General features: G+C 28.7%; 19 protein-coding genes. 2 read left to right on the plus strand and 17 right to left on the minus strand.

Annotation, left to right across the window (positions count from 1 at the left end; genetic code table 11):
- Nucleotides 1–19 precede the first annotated feature (19 nt).
- A complete protein-coding gene (locus AC2JAQ_RS10035; RefSeq protein ID WP_488456332.1) occupies nucleotides 20–730 on the minus strand; it encodes a hypothetical protein in 711 nt (236 codons plus the stop codon).
- A gap of 144 nt (nucleotides 731–874) precedes the next feature.
- Here AC2JAQ_RS10035 and AC2JAQ_RS10040 point away from each other — a divergent pair, with 144 nt between their 5' ends.
- Entirely contained in the window at nucleotides 875–1540 is a 666-nt protein-coding gene (locus tag AC2JAQ_RS10040) for a hypothetical protein (protein ID WP_488456333.1), read from the plus strand.
- 60 nt (nucleotides 1541–1600) lie between these two features.
- On the opposite strand, the gene AC2JAQ_RS10045 is transcribed toward AC2JAQ_RS10040, so the two are convergent.
- From AC2JAQ_RS10045 to AC2JAQ_RS10110, 14 genes are all read right to left on the minus strand, one after another.
- On the minus strand, nucleotides 1601–1873 hold the full coding sequence (locus AC2JAQ_RS10045) for an ArsR/SmtB family transcription factor (RefSeq protein ID WP_488456334.1): 273 nt from the start codon (nucleotides 1871–1873) through the stop codon (nucleotides 1601–1603).
- A gap of 48 nt (nucleotides 1874–1921) precedes the next feature.
- A complete protein-coding gene (gene gshAB / locus AC2JAQ_RS10050; RefSeq protein WP_488456335.1) occupies nucleotides 1922–4258 on the minus strand; it encodes a bifunctional glutamate--cysteine ligase GshA/glutathione synthetase GshB in 2337 nt (778 codons plus the stop codon).
- 465 nt (nucleotides 4259–4723) lie between these two features.
- On the minus strand, nucleotides 4724–5725 hold the full coding sequence (locus AC2JAQ_RS10055) for a PTS sugar transporter subunit IIC (RefSeq protein ID WP_488456336.1): 1002 nt from the start codon (nucleotides 5723–5725) through the stop codon (nucleotides 4724–4726).
- Nucleotides 5726–5798: 73 nt separating this feature from the next.
- Nucleotides 5799–6722, minus strand: coding sequence for a patatin-like phospholipase family protein (locus AC2JAQ_RS10060; protein WP_488456337.1), 924 nt, complete (start codon nucleotides 6720–6722; stop codon nucleotides 5799–5801).
- Between the two features lie 155 nt (nucleotides 6723–6877).
- Nucleotides 6878–8167, minus strand: coding sequence for an NCS2 family permease (locus tag AC2JAQ_RS10065; protein WP_488456338.1), 1290 nt, complete (start codon nucleotides 8165–8167; stop codon nucleotides 6878–6880).
- A gap of 252 nt (nucleotides 8168–8419) precedes the next feature.
- Nucleotides 8420–8788, minus strand: coding sequence for a CoA-binding protein (locus tag AC2JAQ_RS10070; RefSeq protein WP_488456339.1), 369 nt, complete (start codon nucleotides 8786–8788; stop codon nucleotides 8420–8422).
- Nucleotides 8789–8963: 175 nt separating this feature from the next.
- Complete coding sequence (locus tag AC2JAQ_RS10075) at nucleotides 8964–9917, minus strand: ABC transporter permease (protein ID WP_488456340.1); 954 nt, start codon at nucleotides 9915–9917, stop codon at nucleotides 8964–8966.
- Nucleotides 9917–11014, minus strand: coding sequence for an ABC transporter permease (locus AC2JAQ_RS10080; protein ID WP_488456341.1), 1098 nt, complete (start codon nucleotides 11012–11014; stop codon nucleotides 9917–9919). The genes AC2JAQ_RS10075 and AC2JAQ_RS10080 overlap by 1 nt, the downstream gene beginning before the upstream one ends.
- Nucleotides 11004–12539, minus strand: coding sequence for an ABC transporter ATP-binding protein (locus AC2JAQ_RS10085; RefSeq protein WP_488456342.1), 1536 nt, complete (start codon nucleotides 12537–12539; stop codon nucleotides 11004–11006). The genes AC2JAQ_RS10080 and AC2JAQ_RS10085 overlap by 11 nt, the downstream gene beginning before the upstream one ends.
- 155 nt (nucleotides 12540–12694) lie before the next feature.
- Nucleotides 12695–13804, minus strand: a complete 1110-nt coding sequence (locus tag AC2JAQ_RS10090) for a BMP family lipoprotein (RefSeq protein WP_488456343.1) — start codon at nucleotides 13802–13804, stop codon at nucleotides 12695–12697.
- A 654-nt stretch (nucleotides 13805–14458) separates the two neighbouring features.
- Complete coding sequence (locus AC2JAQ_RS10095) at nucleotides 14459–15280, minus strand: alpha/beta hydrolase (protein WP_488456344.1); 822 nt, start codon at nucleotides 15278–15280, stop codon at nucleotides 14459–14461.
- Nucleotides 15281–15631: 351 nt separating this feature from the next.
- Nucleotides 15632–16462, minus strand: a complete 831-nt coding sequence (locus tag AC2JAQ_RS10100; protein WP_488456345.1) for an energy-coupling factor transporter transmembrane component T family protein — start codon at nucleotides 16460–16462, stop codon at nucleotides 15632–15634.
- Complete coding sequence (locus tag AC2JAQ_RS10105; RefSeq protein WP_488456346.1) at nucleotides 16462–18168, minus strand: ABC transporter ATP-binding protein; 1707 nt, start codon at nucleotides 18166–18168, stop codon at nucleotides 16462–16464. The genes AC2JAQ_RS10100 and AC2JAQ_RS10105 overlap by 1 nt, the downstream gene beginning before the upstream one ends.
- An 89-nt stretch (nucleotides 18169–18257) precedes the next feature.
- Nucleotides 18258–18815 carry an ECF-type riboflavin transporter substrate-binding protein gene (locus AC2JAQ_RS10110; RefSeq protein ID WP_488456347.1) on the minus strand — a complete coding sequence of 186 codons (558 nt, stop codon included), beginning with the start codon at nucleotides 18813–18815 and terminating at the stop codon, nucleotides 18258–18260.
- 230 nt (nucleotides 18816–19045) lie between these two features.
- Between AC2JAQ_RS10110 and AC2JAQ_RS10115 the strand changes: the two genes are divergently transcribed.
- The gene (locus AC2JAQ_RS10115) at nucleotides 19046–19510 is read left to right on the plus strand and encodes a rhodanese-like domain-containing protein (RefSeq protein ID WP_488456348.1); all 465 of its coding nucleotides are present in this window, start codon (nucleotides 19046–19048) and stop codon (nucleotides 19508–19510) included.
- 46 nt (nucleotides 19511–19556) lie between these two features.
- Here the strand turns inward: AC2JAQ_RS10115 and AC2JAQ_RS10120 are convergent, their stop codons facing one another.
- A complete protein-coding gene (locus tag AC2JAQ_RS10120) occupies nucleotides 19557–19880 on the minus strand; it encodes a hypothetical protein (RefSeq protein WP_488456349.1) in 324 nt (107 codons plus the stop codon).
- A 526-nt stretch (nucleotides 19881–20406) separates the two neighbouring features.
- Nucleotides 20407–23610 (minus strand): type I pullulanase, encoded by a 3204-nt coding sequence (pulA, locus tag AC2JAQ_RS10125; protein WP_488456350.1) that lies wholly within the window; start codon nucleotides 23608–23610, stop codon nucleotides 20407–20409.
- Nucleotides 23611–23668 lie beyond the last annotated feature (58 nt).

A 23668-nucleotide genomic window follows, 5' to 3' on the forward strand; every position in this document is an offset into this window, starting at 1 on the left:
TCATAATTATTAATTTTAATTATCTTCTTTTTCTTCTTATTAATATTATTAATAGTACTATTAATAATATTGTTCCAATACCTACAAATGGTCTTCTTATAAACATAAAGCTAAACATGTTTCCAAACATATTTAATATATTATTTAACATAATCATATCAAAAAAGTCAAATCCCCTTGAGCTGTTTCCTTTATAATTTTTATTATAACTACTGCTATTTGATTCGTCACTATTACTTTTTGATTTATTGCTTTCTGAAGAACTTTCTGAGGAATCATTGGGTGCTTTGCTATTAAATTTATCAGTAGTTGAATAATTACTATTTCCTTGTGTATTATTTTCCTTAGAATCTTTTGAGCCTTGTCCACTTTCTACATTTCCGGAGCCTGAATTACTTCCAGAGTTTGAACCACTTCCTGATGAGGAATTATTAAACTTATCTGTAGTTGAATAATTGCTATTTCCTTGACTCTTTTTCTTGTCACTTGATGAACTATTTGGTTTAGAATATTTCTTAGTTGAATTATAAGAACTGCTCTTACTTGAACTTCTCGATCTACTCCCTGATGATCTACTACCTGATGATTTGCTACCCTTTGCAATGGCATTTTCTATACCAAAAGTATCAGCTTTAACTTTTTTAATTGGAGAAATATTAAAACATCCAACTAAAAAGAAAAGGGATATAAAAAATACAATTAATTGTTTATACCTCTTATGTTTATTCACCCTCTTACCCTCCTTAAACTCAACATATATCATTATTATAAATTAATTATTAAAATTTGTATATTTTAATATTACAAATTCATAATTCTTTGATAATTTATGATATTATAAATGTATATTGTATATGGGGAAGGAGTATAACAGATGAATGCAAAAGAATTTTTAGATAAAGAAAAAAATACCTATGGTAATCTATATAGTCAATTAGTCTTTGTTTTAGATGATATTGAAGACTTAAGTGAAGATTCCACTTTAAAAGAAAGAGCTTATTATAAAAATATTAAAATATTAAAAAAATATAATGATTTACTAGATAAACTTTCTAGAGAATTGCCTGAAAAAAAATCTCTCCTATCATTTCTTAATAAATCCAAAGAAAATGAAATTATAAAAGAATGTGAGGATTTCAAAAAAACATATAAAGATTCTCTTGATAAAATATTTGTATGTTCAGAATGCTTGTGTGTAAAATGCATAAGAGAATGTGGCTTTAACCCATGTGTATCATGTAATAAAACTGGTAAAGTTAATTATTGTGACAAAAAAAATACTAACTTAATAGTATTTAAAAACTTTATAAAACAGCAATACAATAATGAAACTAGAAAAAATGAACCTCTTGAAATACTTTGTGAAGTAGAAATGTTAGATATAGACAAGCGTTTTAGAATCATAAAAGAAGTACTAAGTGGACAACAATTCGTTCTTGAATATACTTATGACATAAAAGATGGTGATTTATATAACTCAATTGAAGACGTTGATTTATTTAATGAAATAATAGAAATATATGAAAGCAATAAAATATAACAAAAGAAACTCTACATATATGTTAAATATGTAGAGTTTCTTTTTAATACTGTGTTCTATCTAATCATTTTTACACATACTATCTGCTAGATTTATTATTTTTTTTATCTTATCATTCTTCAAGCTATAGTATTGATATAAGCCTCTCTTTTCAGAAACCACAATTCCAGAATCCTTTAATATCTTTAAATGCTGCGATAAATTTGCTTGTGAAAAATCAATTTCACTATTTAGTCTACAAACGCATACTGGTCCATCATATAATTCTTCTATTATCTTCACTCTAATTGGGCTTGATAAAGCTTTGAATATCTCTAAACTTTTGTTTTTCATAAAAGACTAACCTACCTCCTAAACTAAGGCATTTACAAAATTAAAGAATTAATTAAATAGTAAATCTAATATTTTTCCACCTGCTTTTCTATTTTTCCCTTTATAAGGAAAACAATGAATATGTATTGCAGGATTAAAATTTAACTCTATTATTCCATGATTATTCTTTCTCGCCTCTTCATTTATATCATCTATAACCATATCTACACCAGTTATTACCGCTCTTACAGCATCTGCTGATTTTAAGGCAACATCCTTATAACTATCATGTATTTTATCAGTAAAATCTATACTATCTCCACCAGTGCTAATATTAGAATTTTCCCTTAGATATACCTTTTCTCCGCTTTTAGGCACATAATCAAAGCTTAATCCTTGATTTTTTAAGAACATTTTTTCTATTTCGCCTAATTTTATTTTTTCTAAAGGAGTTTTATATCCTTTTCCTCTTAGTGGATCTTTATTTTTTTCATAAACAAGCTCTCTTATGCTTCTTTCTCCATCTCCAATTACATTAGCAGGCTCTCTATGAAGTATCCCAACTACTTCTCCGCCTATTACAAGGAATCTATATTCTTTTCCTGTCATGAATTCCTCTATGAGAATTGAACTGTCTTCTCTAAAAGCTATATCAATAGCCTTCTCATAATCCTCCTTAGAATAAGTTCCTGTAAATATGCTTATTCCTAACCCAAAATTAGTTGATTTAGGTTTTATAACTATTTTTTCATCTTTAAAAAGTCTAAAATCTCTTTTAGCTTCCTCTATATCATCATAATTTTTTCCCTTAGGAACTCTTATATTATTTTCTTTAAGTATTTCTTTAGTTACTAGCTTATTTTCCATTATTAAAGCAGTTATATATGAATCCTTAGAAGTCTTTGTAGCCTGTTTAACATATTCAATCTTTTCCCCATTACTAAGAGAAATAAAATTCTCTAATCTATCCATTACATTGAATTCAATTCCTCTTTTTATAGCATCTAAGATTAAAATTTGTGTTGATAGTTCTAAATCTTCATATCCAATTAAATTAAATTCCTTTTTCTTAAAGTCTTCTAGATATTCTCTAGTTTTTCTCATATGAAATGCTATATATCCTTCTTTCTTTATATCTTGAATAAGTTCTGCTGAAATTGCATTCTTAGAATTATTTATTTTTTCTAAAGAATCCTCTATTACTTTTTTAAACTCACTATTATTAGCAAATAATACATCTACAATTTCACTTATCTCACCTATAATTTCTTTTGCTTTATCTTTTAATAAGATAGGAACTTCATTTTCATATATAGTGGCATTCTCACTTCTTCCACTAAGAGCTACTATTTCATGATTTGTAAAGAACTCTTCTTGTTCTTTATAAGTAACACCCTTATTTTCTTTTAATAAAGTATATATCATAAATAAATGAACTAAATAAAGAGTCTCTTTACTTATTCCTTGATGACTTAGTGGATTTAAATCTAAAAGTCTTACTTCTAAATAATCAATACCTTTAGTCAATAAGTTTTCAAGCATATCAGCATTTCCTAAAGATTTTAATCTTATAGGATTATAATATTCTTTTACACTTTGGATTTCTTTATCATTGACTAAACTTCTTATATCATTAGCATATTCCTCTATACTGTTATAAGAAACATATAAGTCTTTTTTGTTCTTATATCCATAAGAGCTATTTCTTAAAGAAGTATCTCCTTTTAAGTAATACGAATCAGTACCTAGTTTCTCTCCATCTTCTTTAATTTCATCTGTATAACTTTCATGGAAAACCGGACTAGCCCCTGTTAAATATATTAATAACCAATGATATTTCTGAAAGTTTCTAGTCATTCTAAGATATATCTTATCCTTAAAAGTTCTAAAATCTTCTTTTATTTTAAGCTCTTTATAAAGCAATTGCATAAATTCTTCTTTAAATGAAAAGTTATAATGTATTCCACTTATTACTTGTTTTTTCTTTCCATACTTTTTACTAAGATTTTCTCTATATACTTCATCTTCTTTATTTTCAAGCTTAGCTATTGGTATTTCATCTTCTTTTGGTAAAATAGGTGGATTACTTTGCGGCCATAAATATTCTCCATTTTTAATAAGTTCTAAAGCTACAACTTTATTTAAATTAGATATAAAGCTATAAACATCATCTATTGTATTACAAACCGGTGTAACCATTTCTAATTGGCTCTCTGAAAAATCCGTCTTTATATATGGATTTCTATCTTTATTACCAAAGGCTTTTGGGTGAGGTGTTAAAGCTAATTTTCCGTCCTCAGTAACTCTAACATTCTCTTTTTCTAAGCCAAAATTAGCTTTTATAAAATAATCTTCTAGTTTTTCATCTTTTATAATTTTCAATAAATCTTCATCTAAATCTATCATTTCTCTCCTCCTAGGACCACACATATCTATACTTACTAATTTAAATTTAGTTCTATATAAATAAAACATCTATTTATGTATTATTTATGAACTAAAAAATTTTATTTTTATATAACTTGATTACCATTAAAAAGTATTTTAAGTTTAAAAATATAAAATTAATTACTAAACAAAATATTATATTGTATAGATATTCATCATTAACTTTATTCTTAAATATAACTATATAAGAAATTCCTTATATAGTCAAAGCTTTTATTGTTATTTTTTCTTTACAATACTTTTAAATACTTCTATTATCTTCACTTCTCTAACACCTCAAATAATATTTATCATCTAATATTTTTTATTAATATATATAAATAACATTTATTTTTATAATAACCTCTTTCTTTTACTTTATAATTATTTTTTATACAAAATAAAAAATACAGCATAGACTTTTATTTGCTATGCTGTATTTTACTATATTTTTTCTAATAACATATCTCCATCTTTTATTAAATTATTTTTTCTTAAAAATTTAGCAACAATTAAAGATATTAATGCTGGTAAAACAATTTGAGATATAAGTATTAATAGAATTGCTTGTTGTCCCATAACAGCAATTGTTTGTATTTGTCCAACTAATCCACTAGTTCCCATCCCTGCTCCAATGCTATTAGAGACTATTTTAAATACTGTTGTTGATAATATTCCTATAATAAAACTTGAAACAACAGTAGGTATTACTATGTACGGATTTTTTACAACATTCCCAAATTGTATTTTAGCGGTACCAATTCCTTGAGCTATAAGTCCTTCTATTCCATTTTCTTTAAACGAAATAACTGCAAACCCTATCATTTGACAAGAGCATCCTACAACAGCAGCTCCTGCTGCTAATCCATTTAAACCTAAGCTAGTGGCTAAAGCTGCTGAGCTTATAGGCGAAACTAAGACAATCCCCATAATCGTTGATATTATTGCTCCCATATATATAGGTTGCATCTCTGTTGCCCTATTAATTAAATCTCCAATAATTCCTACGAACTGTGATATAGTAGGAGATATTCCAAGACCAACTACTCCTCCAAATATTATACATACTATTGGAGTTAATAGTATGTCTACTTTAGTTTTTCCTGCAACTAACTTTCCTAATAATACTGTCAAAATAGCTGCTATATATGCCCCAGCAGGATCTCCAACTCCTAAAATCATTGCTCCATCAACAGACTTTATGGCTCCGGCTCCTATACTCCCAGTAACTATGCAAGAAAATATAACTAAGGGAGATGCTTCTAAAAAGTAAGCAACTGCCGCTCCAATAGCCCCTCCCATAAATACCTTTGCGAAGTTACCTAAGCTTATGAACAAGTCAAAGTCCATTAATGTACCTAATTGAACTATTATTGTGCCAACTACAAGGGTTGCAAATAGTCCAATTCCCATACCATTTAATGATTTCACCAAAGAATTTTTCATTAATTGCCCTCATTTCATATATATTTTTTATTTCATTTTATTTACATACCAAAACATTGTCAACATTTTAACATTATTTATTTACTATATTCCTTGATGAAAATTTCCCTTTAAAATCTCTAAAGCTATTAAACAATCTATATAGTATAGGATTCCTTTCATTCATTTCAAATTCAAAGCTATTTTTAGCTAAAGTTATTATAGGTCTTAGAAGATTCATTGTATCTTCATATCCTTGTTGAGCCCTTAACCTCTTTGCATCTATATCTAGGTTTAAAGTTCCATTTATCATACTATCATCTAAACTCTTAGGAACAATTTCTATTATTTGGGCATTTGGATAAAGACTTCTATCAACCTCTCCTTCTTTAGACAGGTGCACTACAATAATCAAATCACACCCTTCACCATAAACAGGCTGTATAGGTGTATTATCAACCATTCCCCCATCTAAGTATTTTTTACCCTCAACTTCTGAACTATCATATATTAGAGGCAATGAAGCAGATGCCATTATTATTTCTCTTCCTACTTCTTCATCATAATCGTTAATTCTAAAATATTTAACCTTACAATCTGGTAATTCTGTACATGCTGCATAGCATATTTTCCCTGATTCCTTAACCTTGTTTATATCTATAAATTTATTTACAACCTCATAAGCCCCATCCTTAGGGAAATCACCATTTTCTAATTTATCTGACATGTGCTTTTTTACAAAATTAAGACTCTTTACTCCTAGGGCTAAAGCTACTCCCTTTTTTAATAAGTCAATTTTAGTCATAGGAACTAACTTCTCCATGGTAACTTCATCCCATAAAGCTTGAGCATTATCCATGTCTCCTTGAGCAAATAAGGCTGCATTAAACGCCCCTATAGAGGTACCTGAAATAACTTTTATATATTTATCTAAGTTCATTTCAACTAAGGCTCTCCAAACTCCTAGTTCATATGCACCTTTTCCTCCTCCGCCTGATAATACTAATCCAACTTTCATAATATTTCCTCCATTCATTATTAAATGAATCGTTTCATATCCATAAAGATATTCATTATATTATTTTACTACATTATATAGAAAATTGGTAATAAAATCATTATATAAAAATGGACTATATGATAAATTCATATAGTCCATAAAGTAAATAATTATTATATTGCAAACTTAAGTAGGAATATTAATCCTAAAATCACAGTGGTTAAACTTATTTCTTTTCTTTTTCCTGTGAATAATTTTAACACTATGTATGATATAACACCAAATACTATACCATCTGATATTGAATAAGCAAATGGCATCATGATTATTGTTAAAAATGCTGGTATAGCCTCTGTAAAGTCATGTAAATCTATTTCCTTTATTGGTTCTATCATAAATAATCCAACTAATATTAATGCTGATGCTGTAACTGCTGGAGTTATGACTGTAAATAAAGGTGCAAAGAATAATGCTAAGAAGAACATAAATGCTGTTGAAACAGCTGTTAATCCAGTTCTTCCTCCTTCTGCTACCCCTGAAGCACTCTCTACAAAAGTACTAACTGTACTTGTTCCTAAGCAAGCTCCTATTGTTGTTCCTATAGCATCTGAAAATAATGCTTTCTTCATATTTGGAACTTTTCCATCCTTATCTACCATTTTAGCCTTTGTAGCAACCCCTACTAAAGTTCCTATTGTATCAAACATATCCATGAATAGTAATGTAAATAATGCTATTACCATATCAATTGAAAATATATTGTGGAAATCAAATTTGAAGAAAGTAGGCGCAAGTGATGGTGGCATACTAACAATACTACTTGGCATTGGAGTTATTCCCATAGGTATTCCTATAATAGCTGTAACTATCATACCTATGAATAAAGCACCTTTAACATTTTTAGCTATTAAAACGCTTGTTATTAATAACCCTATTATTGCTAAAAGTCCTGGTCCTGAAACTATGTTTCCTAAAGAAACTATAGTTCCTCCATCTGTATGCACTACTATTCCTGCACCCTCTAAACCTATTAAAGAAATAAGTAATCCTATACCAACTGATATAGCATTTTTTATTCCTTTTGGTATTGAATCTACTATGGCTTCACGCACATTAAATATAGTTAAAAGTATAAATATTATTCCTTCTAATAAAACTGCTGTTAAAGCAAATTCAAATGAATATCCCATTTGAATAACTATTGTATAAGCAAAGAAAGCATTTAACCCCATTCCTGGAGCTTGTGCAAATGGTAACTTAGCATAAAGTCCCATTATTAAAGTTGCTATTATTGCTGATAAGGCAGTTGCCGTAAACACAGCTCCTTGATCCATTCCTGCCGCTGATAATATTGATGGATTTACTATAAGTATATAAGCCATTGTCATAAAAGTAGTTAATCCAGCAATAAATTCCGTTTTTACGTCAGTATTATTTTCCTTAAGCTTGAAGAATTTTTCCATAATCTCACTCTTTCTTTCATCTGTTTTTCTAAAGCACCTTTAATATATTATCAGATTTTTTGTATTTTTCAATACTTTTCCCGAATATTTTTGTCGAAAAAATGAAATTAATAAGTTTTTTTGTCATTTTTCTAATAATATACGTATATTGATAGTTTATAGCGATAAAATAATACGTATAAAAACATATTATTTCTCTAGAAATTTATCCAATAAATATTTTTTTCTTTATCATACGAACTTTTTAACATCTTACCTTTTACTTAATTCAACTAGTGCACATCCTTCAATAGCTTCTATGTTATTTTCACTACAAAACTTTAAAATCTCTTCACTTTCAGCTCCTGGTTGAATTAAAACCTTATTTATTGATAACTCTTTAACTTCTTTAATAAACTCTATTCCTCTAATAGGATTTATACATAAATCTATAACTTCAATATCATAAGGCACTTCTGATAAACTTTTATATATGCCCTCTCCTCCTCTTGAATTAACTCCACCCACATTATATCCATTTTCTTTAAGTTTATTTAAAATTCTGTATGCATACTTTTTTTCATTCCCAACATCACCAATAACACACCAATTTTTAAATTCCAAAAAATTTTTAGCTAACATAAAAATTCCTCCATTCAAATTTTTCTTAAATATATTATGGCTCATTACTTTAATAATATAAATATTGCGATCAAATCAATATAGATTCATATTATGTTTTATATGAATAAAAAAAGACCTTATATCTATGAATATAACTAAAATCATATTCATAGATAAGGTCTTAATCTTTGTATTATCTCTTATCCTTTTGATATGGCTCTCCAGAAGCCTTAGGTGCTTGAGAAGACTTAGAAAATACTATTAATGCTATTAAAGTAACAACATAAGGGAATACCTTAAGTATTACTGGAGGTATAGTTGAAAGTGATGGTACTATTTGAGATACGTTAGCTATAGTTGTTGCGAATCCAAAGAATAAAGTTGCTCCCAATATTCCCCATGGTTTCCATTGACCAAATATTAAAGCTGCTAATGCTAAGAATCCTAAGCCAGCAACACTTCCTGTAAACTCTCCTCCATAAGTCACAAGAATTACAGCTCCACCAAGAGATGCGAATGCCCCTGATATCATAACTCCTAGATATCTCATTTTATAAACATTTATCCCTGCAGCATCTGCAGCTTGAGGATGTTCACCACAAGCTCTAAGTCTTAAACCAAAACTTGTTTTATATAAAAAGAATGTACTTATTACAAGTATTATAATCACTAACCATGTAGTTGCATAAGTTTTTGTAAAGAATAAATCCCCTATTATAGGTATTGAAGATAAAACCGGAATATCCTGTTGTATAAAACCTTGAATTATTCTGATATTACCACTCCCTGTCATATTTCTAGCTAAGAATACTGTTAATGCCCCAGCTATCATATTTATAGCTGTACCACTTATTACCTGGTTTGCATTTAAGTTTATACTTGCAAAGGCATGAAGTAATGAGAATAGTACTCCAACTAACATTGCAACTCCTAAACCAATCCATAAAGGAAGTGAGCTTCCTGGCATAGCTTCTTGAAGTTTTGAAACTGTAAAGGCTCCAGTAAAAGATCCTACAATCATAAGTCCATCAAGTCCTATATTTACTACACCACTTCTTTCAGAAAATAAAGCACCTAATGCGGTTATTAAAAGAGGTATAGTAAAGGCTATAGCATACGGAAATATTTGTTGAATTGTTTCCCACATTACTTGCTCACCACCCTTTCTTTAGTTGTTTCCTGATTTGCATTTTTATTTAATTTATCTTTCTTTCTTTTTTGTAATTTATTAAATACTCTCTCCATTATTACACTTGTAGCAGCAAAGTAAATAATTGTAGCCATTATAGTATCTGCTATTTCTGGAGGTATGCTTGTCATAGCATTCATAAATCCTTTTCCTGTATATAAAATACCAAAGAATAAAGCTGAGAATAAAACTCCTATAGGGTTACTTGCACCAAGTAAAGCAACTGCTATTCCATCAAATCCTTGTGTTGGCATAACCCCTATTTGTATGCTTGTAGCATTTCCTGTGTATTGAACAACACCTGCAAGTCCTGCTAAAGCACCAGCTATCATCATTGATAATACTATGTTTCTATTTACTGAAATACCTGCATATTCTGCGGCATCTCTATTGAATCCAACAGCCTTTAATTCATACCCTAAAACTGTTTTATTTAATATAAACCAAATAGCAAATACAGAAACAATAGCGATTAATATACCCATATTTATAAATGATCCTTGGAAGAAATCTGTAAGAGCTTGTATTCTCAAAGTAGCTGAAGCTGGAAGCTGTGCTGACTCAGTTTCTAAAAACTCTCCTTTAAAATACATAGGAACCATATAATAAATTATCCAATATGCTATCCAGTTCATCATGATTGTTGAAACAACCTCATGAACATTAAACTTAGCTTTTAAAGCACCTGGAATAAATGCCCATAAAGCGCCTCCAAGTATACCTGCAATAATCATTAATGGAAGTAATATTGGAGTTGGTAATTCCACTGTTAATCCTACTGCTGTAGCGAAAAATCCACCCATAAGCATTTGTCCTGGAGCACCTATGTTAAATAATCCTGTTTTAAAAGCAAATGCTAATGATAGTCCCGTTAGTATAAGAGGTGTAGCTGTGGCTAAGGTATTTCCTATTCTTTCTATGTTCATAAGTCCACCTTGGAATAAGAAAGAATATCCTTCTATTGGATTATGACCCATAATAGCCATTAAAACAGCCCCAGCAATTAGTCCTAAAACAATAGCCATTAAAGATATAATTAACTGTTTAAACTTCATGCTTTTGTCCTCCTTTTATACCAGCCATCATAAGACCTACTTCATTTTCATTAGTTTCATCTGCATTTACAATACCTATAAGTTCACCATTATTTATTATTGCAATTCTATCTGAAACATTTAATATTTCATCTAATTCAAGAGATATTAAAAGTACTGCTTTTCCTTTATCCCTTTGCTCTACAAGTCTCTTATGAATGTATTCTATAGAACCTACATCAAGTCCTCTAGTTGGCTGTGCCGCTATTAAAAGTTCAGGATTCAACTCTATTTCACGTCCTATAATTGCCTTCTGTTGATTTCCTCCTGATAAAGATCTAGCAATAGAATCTGCTCCTTCTCCAGATCTTACATCAAACTCGTTTATTATTTTTTCTGCGTATTTTTTTATTTCTTTTCTGTTTAATAGCCCCTTGCTAGAGAATGGTTTCTTGTTATAAACCTCTAGAACCATATTATCTTCAATTGTGTAATCTAGAACTAAGCCTCTCTTATGTCTATCCTCTGGAATGTGTGCAATACCTGAATTAATCCTATTTCTTATAGATTCTCCAGTTATATCACCATTTTTAAAGTTTATAGTTCCACTTTCACTCTTTCTTAAACCAGTTATAGCTTCAATAAGTTCACTTTGCCCATTACCTTCTACTCCAGCTATCCCTACAATTTCTCCTGCTCTAACATCAATAGAAAAATCTTTTAATCCTAAAACTTTTTTATTATTTTTAACTGAAAGATTTTTTATATCTAATACTACTTCACCTGGATTCGCTGGTTTTTTATCAACTTTAAATGAAACTTCTCTTCCTACCATCATTTTAGCCATTTCAGCTTCACTAGTAGTTTTAACATCTACAGTACCAATATATCTTCCTCTTCTTATAACAGTACATCTATCTGCAGCTGCTTTTATTTCCTTAAGCTTATGAGTTATGATTATTATTGATTTACCTTCATTTATAAGATTTTTCATTATCTTTATAAGTTCATCTATTTCCTGTGGAGTTAAGACTGCTGTAGGCTCGTCTAATATAAGAACATCCGCATCCCTATAAAGCATTTTTAATATTTCAACTCTTTGTTGCATACCAACAGATATATCCTCTATCTTTGCATAAGGATCAACATTTAGACCATATTGCTTTGATAGTTCTTCGATTCTCTTAGCCGCCTTATTTAAGTCCATTCCTAAGCCAAATAGAATTTTAGGCTCGCATCCTAAAACTATATTTTGAGTTACTGTAAAATTCTCAACTAGTTTAAAATGTTGATGAACCATACCAATCCCTAAATCGTTAGCAACATTAGGATTTGTAATTTTAACTTCTTTACCTTTAACCTTTATAATTCCTTTATCAGGCTGATTCATTCCGAAAAGAATTCCCATCAAAGTAGATTTACCTGCTCCATTTTCTCCAAGCAAAGCATGTATCTCTCCTTTTCTTAGTTGCAAAGTTATATTATCATTTGCTACTATACCAGGAAACTCTTTACGGATATTCAGCATCTCTACTACATATTCCATAAGTTATCCTCCTTAATACTAAAAACTCTATACTTTTAATAATTAACCTTACCCTATCTCTCAATTACCCAATTAAAATTTTTATTATTATTTTGATATAAATAAAAGGAGAGGGAAGCCCCATCTCCTTAATAAAAACTTCCTTGAGTTTTAAATTACTTTATTAAGTCTCCTTGCTCATTAGAAACCTTTATTTCTCCATTCTTTAACTGTTCAAATATTTTATTTACTTCAGTCATTGTTTCTTCACTTAAGTTTGGATTCTTATCTGGTAAGCCAACCCCATTATTTGATGCATCATACGTTAAAGTTTGTCCACCTGGGAACTCTCCATCTAATTCTTTCTTTATCATATCGTATGAAGCGTGATCAATTCTCTTAACAGCTGAAGTAAGTATTACTGATTTATCCCCTTCATATATACCATCTTCATATTGGTCAACGTCAACACCTATTATCCAAGCTTCATCTCCTGAAGCAGTTCTGTTTTTAGCTTCTTGTATAGCTCCTACACCAACTCCACCAGCAGAACAGAATATAGCTTTAACTCCTCTGTCATACATTTGAGCAGCTATTTGACCACCAGCAGCAGCATCATCAAATGTTCCTTGATATATAACATTTTTTTCTTGAAGTGACATCTTAGTTCCTAATTTTTCATTAGCAAATGCTACCCCTTGTTGGAATCCCCAGTTAAACTTTTGTACTGGTGGGATTTCCATACCACCTATGAATCCTAATTCTCCTTCTTTAAGTTCAAGAGCTGTAGCAACTCCTGCCATAAATCCAGCTTGCTCCTCTGCGAAGAATATAGCTACTGTATTTTCTGCAACTTCTGGCTTAGCATCTTTTTCACCTGAGTGAGGTGCACCATCTAATATTACAAACTTAGAATCTTGGTATTTTGATTGTGCTTTATATATAGCTGTTTCAAATTTAAATCCTGGAGTTACTACAAACTTAAATCCTGCATCATAAAGATTTCCTATTTCTTTTAAGTAATCAGCCTCTGTTGTACCACTTGGTTTTAAGTACTTATTTTCTATTCCTAAATCAGCCTTAGCCTTTTCAATTCCTTCCCAAGTTCCTTGGTTGAATGATTTATCATCTATAGTACCAGCATCTGTAACCATTCCAACCTTCATTTTATTCCCCTTAGCTCCAGCATCACCTGACGCCTGTCCATCACTTGAACTACCGCATCCAGCAAGTAAAGTAGCCGTTGTAAGTACTGCTAACACAGCAGAAAGAAATTTCTTTTTCATTTAATACTCCTCCTTAATACCTGTAAAAAAATTCTTATTTAAAAGCTTATATATTGACTTGTAAGTTAAGTTAATAATTAAAATGTAATAAGCTAATATTCATAAGCTATTTTAAACTCAATGTTCGAATTTACAAGATTATATTAAACTGTGAAAGCGATGTCCTTCTATGATGTTTTTTTTATTTTAATATTTTATTTTCATTTTATAATAATTAGACATAATTTGTTATTTTATATAACTTGCAATTTATATATTATATACTTTTTTATCGATTTATGTATTTTTTTACCTTTCGTTTTTTCATTTATTAACATCTTATATACAAGTTATTTTTAGTTTATTAATAATTATAAAATTATATAAGAAAGCGCTTTCATATTTTTATTATTTTTTTATAGTTTCCATAGTTAAATCACTTTAATCTATATAATAATGTATACTTTCAATTACTAATGTTTATTCTTAGTAAATAGAAGCTTATTCAAATTATTAATTTAACATAAAACTCTTCTTTAAATAAAAGGCTCTGTTTTAAAATATTGTTTATTTTCAGCTAAGTCTAAAGAGCTAGCTAAAAATTAACATTTACTCAAAATAAATCCAAATAAAAAAGATCATAGTAAAAATTATTACTATGATCTAAATAACAAATTAACATCTATTAATAAAACTCATTATATCTCCAGTTTTTTTAGTTCCTAGACCTATAAACAAATTCTGCAAATCTGCATGATGATATCCTTCTAATTCTAAAAACTGTCCATTTCCTTTTAATTTGTTTACTTTTTCCACAAATCTTTTAGAGTTTTCAGCGCTAACTATACAATCTTTAGAACCATGTACACACAATACTGGCATTTTAGGAGAATATGCTGTTACCAAATTTATTGGATTAACCTCAAAAATTTGTTCTTTACTGTGCAAATATCTTTTTATGTACTTTTCATACTCTTTTGAATTACATTGACTAAAATCTAATGTACCTCCTAAGGTTATGAATGAAGATAAAATATTATTATCTATATTATATTTTTCTTTCATATCCTCATTATAAACTAGATTTGCAGCCAATTCAGCTCCTGAATAGTATGCCATAACAACTACTCTGTTTGGTTTGCTATTTTCTATGTAATGTTTAAAGGCTGAAAATATGTTCTCCACTTGAACTGGATACTTATGCTCTGGAGCTAATTCATAAGAAGGAATGACTACACTAAATCCATATTTATAAAAAAACTTTCCTATGGCAGCGCATCCTTTTGGACTTCCGTTCCAAGCTCCATCACTATGTACAAAAAATATAGTAGGCTTTCTTTTATCATATCCTTTATATAATCTGTAATAGTCCTTCTTATTATCTCCATATCTAAATTCCTTATATTCTATATTTCTATCTTTTAAGAAATTGTAGTTAAAAAATTTAAAAAATAATTTTCTTCTTAATTTCTTCTCTTCTTTCTGATTCTCATACATTTATACTCTCCTTAAATTTGAAAATTCCATCTAAACTTCTCTCCTACAAATATACCTATAATTATTAACAATTTCAACACTTTATTTAATATTTATTAATATTTAACTAATTATTTTACATTCACTCTAAAAACATACAAGAAAAAAGGTATTTATTTCAAACAAATACCTTTTAAAATTTATTCAACTATTTTTTATTTATAATTTATTAATAATATACCTCCTTTAACTTTAAGAGACAGTTTATTTAAGTAATTCTTCTTTTTAAATTTACTTTAGATACATCATCCTTACTTATTACGTACTCTATTTTATTTAATAAAAAAAAGAGAAGATTACCTCTTCTCTTTTTTATCCTATAAAAGGATTATAAAATCTACTTCCGTTATTAAATGTACACCATAATGATGCCACAAATATTAAAGCAACAACAATAATAGCTATATAATCTCCCTTAGAAAATTTTCTTGTATTGTACCAAGTTCTTTTTTTCTTCTTTCCAAAGGCTCTAAGCTCCATAGCTGTACTTATGTTCTCTATTCTATCTAAGCTTGAGAAAATAAGTGGCATTAGAATTGATGACATATTTTTAATTCTCTTGCCAAGTTTTTCTTTCTTAGACATATCTATTCCTCTAGCTTGCTGAGCAAATGATATATCATGATACTCTCTTTGAATATCTGGTATGTATCTTAAAGCTATTGATACAGAATAAGCAATTTTATAGCTAACTCCTATCTTATTTAAAGATGCTGCAAATTCACTTGGATTTGTTGCAAGTATAAATAAAAGTGCCATAGGTATAACTGATAAATATTTTAATGTTACATTAAACTCATAAAATAATTGTTCCCATGTTAACGTATATGGTCCAGCTATATGAAATATATCATGTCTTGTCCCGTATATATGTACTCCCTCATAAGGAGAAAATATAAAAATAGCTAAGTCATTTAAAAGTAAAAAGAATAATATAAAATACACTATAAATGCTACTTCTTTAAATTGTATTTTTGATACTTTGAATATAATTAAACTAAATATAAGCATACCGATTAATATTCTAGTATCATATGTAAGCATGGCTGCTAAAGTCCAAAGTATAAAGCAAATTAGTTTAGTTGCACCTGTTAGTCTATCAATAGGTGAATCTTTCTTTATATAAGTAAGCATTGCATCCACTATTTTCTCTCCTCCCTATCAAAGTCAATAAATTTACAAACAAAGTCTTTAGGATTTTCTATTTCAAATTTTAAGGCTAAATCATATAGTGAGGTCTCTTTTAAACTAGCCTTTTCTATGACTTCTTTATCCGTAAGTATTTCTGCTGATGTCGTATCAGCTATTTTTTCTCCATTAGAAATTACAATAGCCTTATCTGTATATTCAAGCATTAAGTGCATGTCATGAGTTATTAAAATTATTGTAACTCCTTTTTTATTAAGTTTAAGAAGGAATTCCATTATTTCATTATAATGTCTGTAGTCTTGTCCTGCTGTTGGTTCATCAAGTATTATAACTTTAGGGTTTAAAACTAATATAGATGCTATAGTAACTCTCTTTTTCTGTCCAAAACTTAATGCAGAAATTGGCCAATTTCTATAAGGATATAATCCACAGATTTTTAAAGTTTCAATTACTCTCTCCTTAACTTCTTCTTCACTTATTCCTCTAACTCTTAATCCTAAAGCAACTTCATCAAAAATCATTGTTTTAGAAATCATTTGATTTGGATTTTGAAGAACAACGCCAATTTCTTCTCCTCTTTCCTTAATTGTTTTTCCCTCTAAACTTTCTCCATCAAAGATTATATCTCCCTTTGACTGTTTAAAGAAACCACATATAAGTTTAGATATAGTAGATTTTCCAGCACCATTTTTACCAACTATGCTTACTATTTCTCCCCTATTAACCTTAAAGTTGATATCTTTTAATATATCTCTCTTCTTATCATAAGAAAAATATAGATTCTTAAATTCTAATAATGTATCATTTTCTTTTATTGAAGAATTAGCTTTTAATCCTTTATACCACTCTTTTAACTTTTCTCCATCATCATCAAGCTTTAACTTATTTACATGCTCAAGTTTCATTTCAGGGGATAACTCATATCCACTATATTTAAGAGCTGTTAAGTATAAAGGCTCTCTTATTCCGCACTCTTTTAATTTATTAGAAGCTAAGATTTCATTAGGAGTTGTATCTGCAATAATCTCTCCTTCATTCATAAGTATTATTCGATCTACATCGCAACTTAAAACCTCTTCTAATCTATGCTCTATTATTATAACTGTTTTATTTTCTTCTTTTTGTATTTTATCTATAAGTTCTATAGAAGCTTTACCTGCTGCTGGATCTAGACTTGCTAAAGGTTCATCAAAAAGAAGTATATCTACATCATCAACTATAGTACCAGCTAAAGTAACTCTCTGTTTTTGTCCACCAGAAAGACTATATGGAGCCACATCCAAACTATTTTCTATATCAACTATTTCTGATACATCCTTAACCTTTTTCTTCATTTCTTCTTGTGATGTACAGTTATTTTCTAATTTAAATGCTATATCCTCGGCTACAGTTAATCCAATAAACTGACTATCAGGATCTTGAAGAACTGTTCCAACCATCTTAGATATTTCAAAGACACTTAAATCCTTAGTCTCTTTTCCCATTATTTTTAAACTTCCTGAAATTTCAACATCACTTGAAAAAGGTATTAATCCATTTATACAGTTAGCCAGCGTACTTTTTCCTGATCCTGAAGGACCAGCAATAAGAACTTTCTCTCCTTCATATATAGTTAAATTTATATTGTTTAAAGTTGCTTTTGATTGAACTGTATAATGAGCAGTAAAATTTTTAAACTCTATTATTGCTTTTCTTTCCATATCAATCTCCTTTATATTAGTAATCTAAAATAAATGGAACTCATAAAAAAGGTTGTCTGAAAATATATTTCCGACAACCTTATGTATTTCTAATATTCTTTTCTTAAGCTACCTTTTTGTATTCTTGTTTTAGCATAATTAGCTATTAGAATAGTTCCTAAAACTCCAACAGTAACCATATTAGAAATTCCACCTATTGCCCCTTGTAAGTAAACCTTATTTGCTGGTTCTGAATAAATTAATATATCTAAAGTTGGCGCTACTAAAAACCAAGCCACTGCATTTGCAGTTATTTGTATTAAATTAAATATAACTATTTGTTTTAACTTAAATACTCCTTGATCAATCTTTATAACTCTAGCTCCTAAACCAATTATTAAACCTACTATACCCGAAGCAAAAACCCAACTTATCCAAGGCGATCCAAAAAATACTATATCCTTTAAAGCATGTCCTATGAATCCTATTAAAAAACCAGCTAAAGGTCCATATAATAAAGCCATTAATGCTAAAAATGCATAAGCAGTCTCTATATTTGTATTAGGAATCCCTGTAGGTAAAGATCCGAATCTACCCAATATCATAAAAACTGCTGAGCCTATTCCTATAGCCACAATTGTTTTAATTGATAGTTTGTTTTTTCTCATTGTTCATCTCCATTTTAGAAAAATCTATCTTTAGATATTAAAATTTTTGATTAAATTCTATTTAATCACTCTATTATAAACATAATTTCACATAGTTAACTATAAAGACTATTAAAGTAATTGTCAACAACCTTAACTTCATCTTTAAATATTAACAGTTTTTTAATTTCCTTATTTTGTAATAATATGTTAAATTTTATATATAAATATTTGAAATTAGGGAGGATTTTATGAAAAAATTATCATTATTATTACTTAGTTTAACTTTAACAGCAAGTTTATTTATAGGTTGTGGTGCTAATAATACTGAGAAAAAAGAAGCTAATAATTCAACTACATCACAAGAGAATTCAGACTCTCCAAAGGAAACACCAGCTGAGCCTGTTGCGAAAGATATTTCTATAGAAGAATCTAAAAAACTTATAAACGAGGGTGAAGTTACTTTAATATTAGATGTAAGAAATGAAGATGAATTTGCAGAAGGTCATTTAAAAAATTCTATTCAAATACCAGTTGATGAGCTAAAAGAGAGTTTAGGCGATATAGAAAAATTTAAAGACGAATTAGTTTTAGTTTACTGTAAAACAGGAAATAGAAGTGCTGATGCTATGGATATATTAAAAGAAAATGGTTTTACTAATCTTGTTCACATGAAGGATGGAATATCTAAATGGGATGGAGAGGTTGTAAAATAATCTTTCAAATAATAAAGTGAAATACTACAAAAAGTATTTCACTTTATTATTTTTCATCACTTCTTCTTTTTATAACTTCATTAATATTTCTTTTTATTTCATAACTTTCAACATCTTTTCTTAATTCCTTTAGTTCCTCATAATCTAGTTCTTGAAAAATTCTATTCATTCTCCAAAAAAAATCTAGCTTCTTTTGTTCTAATAAATAATTTATATTATTTATCTTTCTTAACTTCTCTACATTTCTTCTTTCCTCAGTCTCTAGTTCATTTTCAGTATATTTTTTTATGAATCTCAAAATACTTTCATGATAATCTCTATAAGCTAAACTTTTCTCACATATATTTAGTATATTTAAAGTTCGTTTCATAACTTTCTCCTTTTAACCATCGCTTTACATAATTATAAGCTCTTCTATATTTAATTATATTACTAATACTCTTGATTGTTACTATTATTTCCAATAACAACTCTATTTTAAACTATTGTTAATTTTTAGATAGAACTGTACGACCATATTAATGAGCATCTAGTATTGCATTTCCTATAGCTAAAATTCAGAGTTCGCATTAGCTATCTCTGAATTAAGTCTCATTTTATCTACGCAAGAATAATAGCGTTAAGAAGCTTTTTCTGTTTAAGCGTACTCTAAAAAGGAATACAATCTCACTATAGTTCGATTGTATAAGTTCAAGATGCCAAATTGAAAATTTGGACTTTCACTTAACCTTTAGCTATTATTCTGAAGTAGATGATAGCAATACTTTGCGAAATTAAGCTAGGTCTAAAGGACTAGCTAAAAATCAACAATCACCTAAAACATAGCCAATAAAAAAGACCACACAAATTTATTTTGTGCAATCTTGTCTAAATTATTTATAAAATGTTATTTTATCTTAAATCTCTTCTTCATCATATAGTATCATCATAGAATGTGATTTTATCTTAGGAATCTCACAATCCCTAACCTGTTCTATAATATCTTCATTTATAACCCCATTCTTAGCTATGATATTCCAAAAACCATTAGCTGATTTTGGCATTGAGGAGTTAACATTATAATCGTCAATAGTTGTTCCATTATATATAACAACTATATTTCTCCAAATATCTCCATTAGCATAATTTTTAAAGTGAGCTATTATAACACCACTTGTATCATTTCCTTCATAAAAATAAACATCTAAATCTTTTCTTACCTCTTCAGGTTCCTTCATTCTAAAAGCACTATGCCTTTTTCTTAGACTTATTAGGTTTTTGTAGTAGTTAAAAACATCAATATACTTTTCTTTATCTTCCCAATTTAAAGCATTTATTTTATCTGGGCTCTTATAACTATTGTGATCTCCATCCTTTGTTCTTAAAAATTCTGCTCCAGATTGAATAAAAGGTAGTCCTTGAGAAGTAAAAATTATGCCAGCTCCAAGCAAATCTTCTTTAACATAAAAATTATCTAATAAATTTTTATCATACAAATCTCTATAATGTCCTTTTTCTACACTATAGTTTTGACTTTTAACTATTTGATCCCATAATGTATAGTTATCATGAGCTTCTAAATAGTTTATACTTTCTATAGGCTTATAGGTAATAGAATTTATAGACCCTTTTATTCCCTCTATTACTTGCCATGCTTTATTCTTATTGTGTTGTTCTCCATTTATGAAACCATTTGATGGATTATTATTACCTCTTAATGCATTTCTAAATTCATCATTAAATATAGAAAATCCTAACCCCTTCTGACTTCCTTTATATGTGCCATTAGTCAAAGGTGAATTTCCTCCTTTCCAAGGCTCTCCATAAATGAGTATTTTATCATCAATCTCTTTACTTCTTTTTACTATTTCTTTTATTGTATCTAAGTCTATGAGCTCCATTAAATCAAATCTTAAGCCATCTATGTGATAATTTTTAATCCAATGTAGTATCGAATCTACAATAAATTTTCTAACCATTGGCTTCTCAGAGGCCATCTCATTTCCACACCCTGATCCATTGGTATATTTTCCAAATTTATCACTTCTAAAATAATAACCAGGCACAATATTATCCATATTCCTAGTTTCATACATATGATTATATACCATATCTAATACTACTCTTATCCCATTATCATGAAGCTTTTTAACCATCTCTCTAAACTCTCTTATTCTTACTGATGGAGTATATGGATCTGTTGAATAACTTCCTTCTATTGCATTAAAATTCTTAGGATCGTAGCCCCAATTTCTATTATTTTCATCATTAATTATTTCTTCATCAACAGAAGCAAAATCAAAAACCGGAAGCATATGAACATGAGTTACTCCCAACTCTTTTAAATGATCTAAACCCGTTTTAACTCTAATTCCACTTTCTTCATTAGTATAGGAAGTTCCTTCTTCCACAATTCCTAAAAATTTTCCTCTAAACTTTTTAGAAACTCCAGAATTTTCATTTATGGTGAAATCTCTAACATGCATTTCATACAATATGGAATCCTCTTTATTAATTAATTTAGGTTTATTGTATTTGTTCCACTCTTCTGGTACACATTCTTTGCTAGATAAATCAATTAAAACTCCCTTTTCTCCATTTACACCAACAGCTATGGCATATGGATCTACAGCATAGGTATTTTTACTTATATGTTCTCCACTAATACTTAAGTCATTGAAGTATAGTTTATATAAATAATACTTACCTTCATTTTCTTCTCTAGGAATTGCTATTAGGTGAGTTCCATTTTCCTTTTCTTTATTCATTTCATATTTTCTTAAAGGCTCTTCATTTAGATCTTTATAATTATCATATACTAATACCTCAACTCGCTTAGCTGTTGGAGCCCATAGCCTTAAATTTATATTATCCTCACTAAACCTTATACCTAAATCATTTCCCCCATAATAAAAATCATTTAAATAATCTCTTGCGATCACTTTGCAACTTGAAAACATGCTTGAAGCTCTTATTTCCAAAAGGTCTGAAGGGTGTATATCATTAGGTAAATTGGTTATTAACAGCTCTTTTTCATTTTCTCTCACTATAGTTGATATACCACTAGCCTTTATTCCATTTATATATAATGCATATTTTATTCCTATTAAAGGTTTATGAGAAAGATATGCTTTTATAGTATTTCTATGATCCATTAAAGCCACTTGTATTTTAGGTGTTGTTTCTTCTATAGCCTCTTTTAATGATGTTAATATTTTATTATTTTCATATATACAGAATAAGCTACATTCTTCTTTATTTAAATTAAAGGTATATGTTTGTTCATCCCAGTCATTAACCCAACCATATCCCCATGTTCTTTTTCTTATTATAAACTTTTCCTCATCTATAAAAGTACCTACACCTAAATCCGTCTTTATATTTAAATTAAGTTCCTTGCCTAAATTATTTTCTCCAAAAGCCCAAAGATTCCAACTAAAATTTTCTCCATAATATAAACCATCATCTTTTATAAATTGAACAAAAGTCTTCTTTTCTCCCTCAGCTCTAACCTCTATTTCTTTATATGCAGTCATATTACTTGATGTATCATAAGCTTTTATTAAAATCTTCGTTCCACTTTCTACATCTCCATAAACTTTTAAATAGCCATTCTCTATTTTTACTCCTTTTGGGTTATTCTCTAAAGATAAAATTGCATCTTCAATTGTTATATTTCCATAAAATGAATTTTTAACTACTACCAATTCGACTGGATATTCTTTTGATACAAAATCCATAGAACTTTTTATCTCTAATAATTCCTCGAAAGGACACCAAAAAAAAGAAAAATTATTTTGTTTATTATTCCAATTATTTATGTTGATCTCTTTACCATCTAAAGTAATTATTATATATCCATATTTATATTCACCTTTTTTTAAGCCATGAGGAAAAGTTATATCTTTCATCATTTTTACTCTTCCATCATTGGTATCTAATCCCCAATTTAATTTAAAGTCATTATTTTTCTCCCAGTTATTAAAATCTCCAACTAGATATGCCTCAATAACCCCTTTACAACTTAAGGCCACTCTTAATGTGTTAGTTAAAGGACTAATCTCTATATAATATTCATTATCATTATAATAAACAAGTTTTTTCTTTACAGAATTAAACATTTTGGATACTCCTCTATATAATCTTTTATGTACCAAAAGCTACTATTTATCCAAAGCA

The sequence above is a fragment of the Clostridium sp. LIBA-8553 genome, from assembly GCF_057782465.1.